Origin of the sequence: Amycolatopsis dongchuanensis, from assembly GCF_039542405.1 — a bacterium.
Lineage (GTDB): Bacteria > Actinomycetota > Actinomycetes > Mycobacteriales > Pseudonocardiaceae > Amycolatopsis_E > Amycolatopsis_E sacchari.
Genome location: NZ_BAABIB010000140.1, coordinates 1 through 3742, shown reverse-complemented (window position 1 = coordinate 3742; position 3742 = coordinate 1). Strand labels below are relative to the sequence as shown.

The window sequence follows — 3742 nt, the reverse complement described above, 5'->3', positions numbered from 1 at the left end:
GGTGCGGGCGGCAGCTGCGCTCGGCCATCCCGGCGGCGCCTTCGCGCCGGTAGCGGTCGGCCCACTTGGCCGCGGTTTTCGCGGCGACCATGAACATCTTCGCCGCTGCGGTGCAGGTCCAGCCCTGTTCGACAATCAGCTGGGCAAGTCGGAGCCGGGTGCGTGGGGTCAGGGTGGCGTTAGGGTGGGACACGAAGGCCTCCAGTCGGTGAAGCGGTTCCTCGACAGCTCCACTTCACATCCGGAGGCCTTCACCTGTCTGCACGACAGGCCGTCACCAGTCACCCCAACCCGGGACAACGTCCCTGCACATCACACCTAGGACACGCTCAGGCCGCTGACCGGCGCCCGGCGGGGCGGCGCCGGAGAGCGGTCTCGAGCAACGCCGGGGGCCGGTACTCCTGGTCGAGCGCGGTGACGTCGGTGCCAGGCGGGACGATCTCGTCGATCCGGTCCATCACCTCGTCGGACAGTTCGACGTCGGCCCCGGCCAGGAGGTCGTCGAGGTGCGCCATGGTGCGCGGGCCGAGGAGCGCGGCGGTGACGCCCGGGTGGGCGATCGCGAACGCCATCGCCAGGTGGGTCATGGGCAGGCCCGCCTCCCGCGCGAGCGGGACGAGTCGTTCGACGACGTCGATCCGGCGTTCGTCGGAGAGGTGACGGGAGAACCCGGCGCGCTTGAGGTCGTTGCCACCGCCCTTGCGCACCCGGCCGGTCAGCATGCCCTGGGCGAAGGGGCCCCACACCAGGACGCCCATGCCGTACTCCTGCGCGAGCGGCAGGACCTCCCGTTCGATGCCGCGGTTCAGGACCGAGTACGGCGGTTGCTCGGTGCGGAACCGCTGCAGCCCGGCGCGTTCGGCGGCCCACTGGGCCTGGACGATCAGGGACGCGGGCGTCGTCGAGGAACCGATCGCGCGCACCTTGCCCGCCCTGACGAGGTCGGTCAGCACGGACAGGGTCTCCTCCAGGTCGGTGTCCGGGTCGGGGCGCTGGAGCTGGTAGATGTCGATGTGGTCGGTGCCGAGCCTGCGCAGCGAGTTCTCGACGGCGGTGGTGATCCAGCGGCGCGAGCCGCCCTGCCGGTTGGGCCCGGCGCCCATCGGCATGCCGACCTTGGTGGCCAGTACCACCTCGTCGCGGCGGTCCTTCAGCGCCTTTCCGACGATGTCCTCGGAGTCGCCGTAGCGGTCGGCGGTGTCGATGAGGTTGATCCCGGCGTCGATCGCCTTGTGGATGATCCGGATCGACTCGTCCGGTTCGTTGCCCATCTGGCTCGCGAACATCAACGTGCCGAGCCCGTAGGGGCTGACCTCGATCCCGGTCCGCCCGAGCTTGCGGTACTCCATCGACGTGCTCCTCCGATGCGGCGGGCGGATCCCGCCGGTCCGCACCCACCTTCCGCGAGCCCCCGGGGAACCAGCCAGTACCCGCCGCAACCGGTGGATCCGGAGTACCACGACGGGCCGCGGTCGACCGCCGATACTGGGCAGATGACCGGAACCACGGATCTCGGCAGGGCCTTGCACGCTTGGCGGGACCGCACGAAGCCGGCCGAGGTCGGCCTGCCGGACGGCGGGCACCGGCGTGCGCCAGGGCTGCGGCGTGAGGAGCTCGCCCAGCTCGCCGGCCTGTCCGTCGACTACATCGTGCGGCTCGAGCAGGGCAGGTCGACCAAGCCGTCGCCCCAGGTGCTGTCCACGCTGGCCCGCGCGTTGCGGCTGACGACGGCCGAGCGTGAGCACCTGTTCGTGCTCGCCGGTCAGGCGGTGCCCGGCCCCGGGCACGTGTCCGACCACGTGCCCGCGGGCGTCCAGCGCCTGCTGGACCGGCTGACGAGCACACCGCTGAGCGTGTACGACGCCGCGTGGAACCTCATCACGTGGAACCCGCTGTGGGCCGCGCTGTTCGGAAACCCGCCCACACCACACGACTTCCGGAGCAACGCGGTGTGGTGGTCCTTCGTCGAACCCCCTGCCGGATACCCCCAGGCGGTGAGCCGCGAGCCGGGACACCGCGCGGCCTTCGTGTCCGACCTGCGAGCGGCGGCGGCCCGCTACCCGAAGGACGCCGGCCTGGCCGCACTGATCGCCGAGCTCCGGACCCGCAGCGACGACTTCGCGGCGCTGTGGGACTCCGGCGTGGTGGGCGTGCACGAGCCCCTGACCAAGACGGTCCGGCACGCCACCATCGGCGAGATCACCCTCGACTGCGACATCCTCGCGGCACTCGGGACCGACCTGCGGATCATGGCTTTCACCGCGGCGGAGGGCAGTGAGACCGCCGAGCGGCTGCGGCTGCTGGAGGTCATCGGCGTCCAGGCGCTGACGGCAGCCGGAACGGACACCTGAAAATGCGTGCTACCGCCGGATGACCTCGGCGATCGCGTCGAGGCCGCGGTCCAGGTCCGCCTCGCTGATCACCAGCGGCGGGGCGATGCGGAGGGTGTTGCCGTGCGTTTCCTTGCACAGCACGCCCTTCGCGGCCAGCGCCTCCGACGCCTCGCGGCCGGACAGCCCGCCGGGCGTCAGGTCGACGCCCGCCCACAGGCCGCGTGCGCGCACCTCCGCCACGCCCTGCCCGATCAGTGCCGTCAGCCGCTCGCGCAGGTGCTCGCCCAGCCGCGTGGAGCGTTCCTGGAACTCGCCCGTCGACAGCAGCCGGATCACCGCCCGGCCGACCGCGCACGCGAGCGGGTTCCCGCCGAACGTCGAGCCGTGCTCGCCCGGCTTCAGCACACCGAGCACGTCCCGCCGCCCGACCACCGCCGACAGCGGCATGATCCCGCCGCCGAGCGCCTTGCCCAGCGTGTACAGGTCCGCGCGCACGCCCTCGTGGTCCAGCGCCAGCAGTTTCCCGGTGCGCGCCAGCCCCGACTGGATCTCGTCGGCGATCAGCAGCACCCCGGCCTCGTCGCACAGCCGCCGCGCCTCCGCGAGGTAGCCGGCGGGCGGTACGACCACACCGGCCTCGCCCTGCACCGGCTCCAGCAGCACGGCCGCCGTGCGCTCGGTGATCGCGTCCCGCAGCGCGGCCGCGTCGCCGTACTTCACCACCACGAACCCCGGCGTGAACGGCCCGAAGTGCGAGCGCGCCGTCTCGTCGGTGGAGAACGACACGATCGTCGTGGTGCGGCCGTGGAAGTTGGACCCGGCGACGACGATTTCCGCCGTGCCGTCCGGAATCCCCTTGACCTCGTAGGCCCACTTCCGCGCGACCTTCAGCGCCGACTCGACGGCCTCCGCGCCCGAGTTCATCGGCAGCACCATGTCCGTGCCGGTCAGCTCGGCCAGCTCGCGGCAGAACAGGCCCAGCTGGTCGTGGTGGAAGGCGCGGGAGGTGAGCGTGACCCGGCCCAGCTGCTCGGCCGCGGCGGCGACCAGCGCCGGGTGCCGGTGGCCGAAGTTCAGCGCCGAGTAGCCCGACAGGAAGTCCAGGTACCGCCTGCCTTCGACGTCGGTGACCCACGCGCCCTCGGCTTCGGCGATGACCACCGGGAGCGGGTGGTAGTTGTGCGTGCTCCAGCGTTCGTCGAGTGCGATGAAGTCGGCCGAGGTCGTCATGCTCACAGGTTAGAGCCGGAAAACGCAATGATCAGGAGCACTTCGTTGCGCAGTTCGGGGTCGTGACGGCCGATCGTTGTGCCGCGGGTGGACTCGCCAACATACCGGCCGGTCTGGAAGAGTGCTGCCTAATGTTTATGTCAAGCAGCGGTAGCCGTGGTGTGTCGGTAGTCGGCCTG

Annotated in this window: 4 protein-coding genes; 1 reads left to right on the top strand and 3 read right to left on the bottom strand. The window is 71.3% G+C overall.

The window, feature by feature from the left end:
• A partial coding sequence (locus tag ABFX51_RS33755) for a leucine zipper domain-containing protein (protein WP_346056161.1) occupies nucleotides 1-193 on the bottom strand: 193 nt, incomplete at its 3' end.
• 136 nt (nucleotides 194-329) lie between these two features.
• Nucleotides 330-1349: an aldo/keto reductase gene (locus tag ABFX51_RS33750; RefSeq protein WP_091505660.1), complete on the bottom strand. Its 1020-nt coding sequence runs from the start codon at nucleotides 1347-1349 to the stop codon at nucleotides 330-332.
• Between the two features lie 144 nt (nucleotides 1350-1493).
• Between ABFX51_RS33750 and ABFX51_RS33745 the strand changes: the two genes are divergently transcribed.
• The gene (locus tag ABFX51_RS33745; RefSeq protein WP_091505662.1) at nucleotides 1494-2351 is read left to right on the top strand and encodes a helix-turn-helix domain-containing protein; all 858 of its coding nucleotides are present in this window, start codon (nucleotides 1494-1496) and stop codon (nucleotides 2349-2351) included.
• A 9-nt stretch (nucleotides 2352-2360) separates the two neighbouring features.
• Here the strand turns inward: ABFX51_RS33745 and rocD are convergent, their stop codons facing one another.
• Entirely contained in the window at nucleotides 2361-3563 is a 1203-nt protein-coding gene (gene rocD, locus ABFX51_RS33740) for an ornithine--oxo-acid transaminase (protein ID WP_091506174.1), read from the bottom strand.
• Nucleotides 3564-3742 lie beyond the last annotated feature (179 nt).